Annotated in this window: 5 protein-coding genes; 1 reads left to right on the top strand and 4 read right to left on the bottom strand. The window is 46.7% G+C overall.

Annotation, left to right across the window (positions count from 1 at the left end):
• Window positions 1-139: 139 nt before the first annotated feature.
• Window positions 140-916 (bottom strand): hypothetical protein, encoded by a 777-nt coding sequence (locus Q4B82_RS08005; protein WP_303065927.1) that lies wholly within the window; start codon window positions 914-916, stop codon window positions 140-142.
• Window positions 917-958: 42 nt separating this feature from the next.
• Window positions 959-2,086 carry an RNA ligase RtcB family protein gene (locus Q4B82_RS08000; RefSeq protein ID WP_303065926.1) on the bottom strand — a complete coding sequence of 376 codons (1,128 nt, stop codon included), beginning with the start codon at window positions 2,084-2,086 and terminating at the stop codon, window positions 959-961.
• 5 nt (window positions 2,087-2,091) lie between these two features.
• On the opposite strand from Q4B82_RS08000, the gene Q4B82_RS07995 reads away from it, so the two are divergent.
• Window positions 2,092-2,247: a hypothetical protein gene (locus Q4B82_RS07995; protein ID WP_303065925.1), complete on the top strand. Its 156-nt coding sequence runs from the start codon at window positions 2,092-2,094 to the stop codon at window positions 2,245-2,247.
• Window positions 2,248-2,506: 259 nt separating this feature from the next.
• On the opposite strand, the gene Q4B82_RS07990 is transcribed toward Q4B82_RS07995, so the two are convergent.
• The gene (locus tag Q4B82_RS07990; RefSeq protein WP_303065924.1) at window positions 2,507-2,938 is read right to left on the bottom strand and encodes a hypothetical protein; all 432 of its coding nucleotides are present in this window, start codon (window positions 2,936-2,938) and stop codon (window positions 2,507-2,509) included.
• Window positions 2,939-3,147: 209 nt separating this feature from the next.
• Window positions 3,148-3,315: a hypothetical protein gene (locus Q4B82_RS07985; RefSeq protein ID WP_303065923.1), complete on the bottom strand. Its 168-nt coding sequence runs from the start codon at window positions 3,313-3,315 to the stop codon at window positions 3,148-3,150.
• Window positions 3,316-3,518: the final 203 nt, after the last annotated feature.

The raw sequence follows: 3,518 nt of genomic DNA, 5'->3' as shown, positions 1-3,518 counted from the left end.
AATTTTTCAGGTTGCCTTTCAAAATATGGACAGAAACCGTTATCGTGCCAGTATTCCACGCCCTCTCCCACAAGGAGAGGGGACGAGATTTGTGGCACATTGAAAATTTTTGTCGTGTATTGAAAGGCTGCCTGAAACATCATTTGCGTTTCATTTTTGGGCGAAACGAATGTTTCACATCAAAGCCTTTGTTTTCAATTTTGTTTTTGTCGGGAACGGGCGGACTGGTTTCCTGCTCGCTGCGAAGTTGTCCCAAATAGGCGGAAATTTCCTGCCAAACCCATTGTTCGGGCAAATACACGCCCAAAGCCTTTAAATTTGGGTTAATGGCGAAAATGCGCTGACTGTTTCGCGTTGGTGCTTTGTATGACAACAGCAATGGCGCGGCTGAATATGCGGCAATTTTATCGTCTTGGCGATTGACCATTTGGACGCGCATCTGTGCTTGCCAACGGTCGGTATCGCTTAACGCGTGATACCAACTGTCATCATAGATACGGAAAACTTTGCCGTCATGAAATGTCAAAACCAAAAAGCAATACACGCATTTATCATGTGATTTGCGGTGTTCATAATCCATTTTTGCCACATCGTAGGACGTGTAAACGCGTTCGCCTGTGTTGAATAAATAAACGCGCTGATTGCCCACATACAAAGCGGTTTCCGTTAAAGTGGGAAAGTCAAATTCGGCAACTTCTTGGCGTATGGGTGGCGGCAATTCGCGCCAAACCGTGTGCGGCAAATCGGCAAATTGTGGATTGTTTTCGCGGCGGTCAAAAACCAACAAAGGGTCTTCGCCATAAATCCCGACCAAATAATCGTAATAATCTTTGAATTTACTGATGATTTTCATATTTTTTTCTTTCAGGCTGCCTGAAACGTAGGGTGCAACTTGTTGCACCAAATTCAACATCATTCGGAAAATGGTGCAACAAGTTGCACCCTACAATGTGGATAACTAACAGCATTCCCCAGCCGTTTTATAAGTCAAAACGGGCTTGAAACGCGCCACCAATTCAATCAAGCCCCAATCCACCATTGCCGCAATCACATCGTCAATGTTTTTATAGGCTTGTGGGGCTTCTTCGTAAATCAATGATTTGTCTTCGCAAACCACCACGCTGCCAAAATGCGTTTGGCGCAAATTATCCACAGAATATTTGTGCGACAAACGCCCTTTGCATTCGCTGCGTTGCCATTTTCGCCCTGCGCCATGTGCCAATGAAAACAGTGCATTAGCCGCATTATCCACAATCGGCTTAACCCAATAACTGTAATCGCCCCGCGAGCCAGGGATAACCACCAAACCGCAATCCGAAGGCGTTGCGCCTTTGCGGTGCAGCCAGCCTGTTTGATTATCCAATTGGATTTGTTGTAAAAAATTGTGATGAACGTCCAGCAAACGCACACCGTCTGCGCCCCATTTTGCCAACATGCGTTCGGCAATCAACTGGCGATTGGCGTGGGCAAATTGCAACGCAAAATCGTGTTGTGCCAAATAATCAAGGGCTTGTGGCGTGTTTTCGGCTAAACCAGCGTGGCTGAATTTTTCCACATGGTCGCGCAAAATCGCTTGCCCCAAACCGCGCGAACCGCTATGCACCAGCAGTTGCAGGCATTTGGGATTGAAATTTTCTGGCAATAAATCAGGCAGATAAATTTTGTCCACCGCTTGCAATTCGGCAAAATGGTTGCCGCCGCCAATCGTACCCAGTGCTTTTGAAAATGCTTGTGGATAAGTGCAGTTGGGGATAAGTTCGGCAATGCGTTCTGCCCAAGTGTCGTTTAAAGGCGCGTCAATATTGCCCAACTGTTTGACCAATTTGGGTAATTTGATTTTGTGCACAGGCAAATCGGTTTGCCAAAATGCCATGCCGCAACCGATGTCGTTGCCAATCAGGGCGGGATAAAAATGCCCCACGCTGAAAAATGCCGCACCAATCGGATAACCGCGCCCTGCGTGCAAATCGGGCATGGCTGCCACGCGCTGAATGTGTGGCATTTGGGCGGTGCGTTCTAATTGTTGAATGGCGTTGCCTTCAATCCAAGTGTTTGAATTTTTGATGATTGTAATGGTATTGCCCATTGTGAATGGCTTTCTGTTTTTTGCCCACAATCGTGCGTAGGGTGGGTGCTTGCACCCACGCGTTCAGGCAGCCTGAAATGGATTTTCGGCTGGTAGAACAAAAATATACCGCGTGGGTGCAAGCACCCACCCTACAAATTAATTGTGTGGATAAATTATGAAGAAAGCAGTCCCAAAACGGACAATCAGAAAGATTTAAACGGCGTTGTCCGCTTTTGAGCTGCGTGTTTGAATTTGGATAGATTGTTGATTTTGCATGATGTTATCCTTTCGTAAACGCAATGTGTTGAAAAATGAAACCGCATTTTGCCAAAAAATCGCTTTTGCCAGCAAGCAAAATCGTTTTCAGGCAGCCTGAAAACGCAAAAATGGCGCATTTTGTGATTTTTATGCCACAAAATGCGCTGTGTTTTGTTCCATTTAGCGTGAAATGTGCATGTTGTAGCTTGCGCCAGCCGATGTGGTGCAAGTGCCTGTGCCAACGGTTTCGCTGTTCATGGTGTAATTGCAGTTGATGTAGCGACCCATAGAGCCTGTGCCATTGGCTTTGCCCGAGCGTGAGTTGAGTGTACGCGTGGCATCGCCTGTGAAACTTTCTGCGCCAATTTGGGCGCGGAATGTGCCGTGTCCTGTGTGGGTAATGGATACGGTTGCGCTGCCTGCGCCTGCGTTTTGCGCGGCGGTGTTATTGGGATACAAACGCGCGTTTAACACGGTTTCTTGTGGCGTGTGGGAGGTGGTGGCTTGCCCAGAAGTTTGCACCACGCGCGAGCCGCTTTCCATCGGCACAACGTAACACGCGCTCAATGCCAAAGCCGTTGCGCTTGCCAAAATCAGGTTTTGTAATTTCATGGTTTTTCCTTTCCAATTAACGGGGATTTTGAATGATGATTTGACTGCCATTTGGCGCAGGTTGCACAATGTAACACGCGCCCAATCCTGCCAAACACGCCACCAATGCGGCATAACGAAGGATTTTATTCATGTGGATAAGTCCTGTTGTTGAAAAGAGTGATTATCCTAGCACAAAAAAATCACATCAACACCACAGCAAACGTTTTTTAACCAAATTCTGCGTATAATTTTGTGGATTTTGGGGTGGCAAAAGCCCCATCTATATCGCGTTTTGGCTGCCTGAAAAATGTTTTTTGGGTATTCGCTGGACGCGCAGTCCTTTCAGGCAGCCTGAAAGTCAGTTTGCCTGATTTTTTTAACTGGGGGTGAGTCATCGTTCGTGGCGCGTATTGATTTTGTTGCAAAAACGACAAATTCAAGGCAAAAATGCAAGTCAGGTTACACACCTGACGCGCATTTTTAACGCAGAAGTTGGCGATTTTTGCGACAAAAGCAAACGTGAAACGGATGATGATTCACCCCTTTGATACTAAGGAACAGATTATGTGCGGTATCGTAGGCGCAATCCGCGCCAATC

This window comes from Alysiella sp., assembly GCF_030525755.1.
Taxonomy (GTDB): Bacteria; Pseudomonadota; Gammaproteobacteria; order Burkholderiales; family Neisseriaceae; genus Simonsiella.
This window is presented reverse-complemented; position numbering and strand designations above follow the sequence as displayed.

Excerpts from the sequence above, each read along its gene's own strand:
- Q4B82_RS08005 (WP_303065927.1), bottom strand. The coding sequence starts at position 916 with ATGATGTTGAATTTGGTGCAACAAGTTGCACCCTACGTTTCAGGCAGC.
- Q4B82_RS08000 (WP_303065926.1), bottom strand. The coding sequence starts at position 2,086 with ATGGGCAATACCATTACAATCATCAAAAATTCAAACACTTGGATTGAA.
- Q4B82_RS07995 (WP_303065925.1), top strand. The coding sequence starts at position 2,092 with ATGGCTTTCTGTTTTTTGCCCACAATCGTGCGTAGGGTGGGTGCTTGC.
- Q4B82_RS07990 (WP_303065924.1), bottom strand. The coding sequence starts at position 2,938 with ATGAAATTACAAAACCTGATTTTGGCAAGCGCAACGGCTTTGGCATTG.
- Q4B82_RS07985 (WP_303065923.1), bottom strand. The coding sequence starts at position 3,315 with ATGACTCACCCCCAGTTAAAAAAATCAGGCAAACTGACTTTCAGGCTG.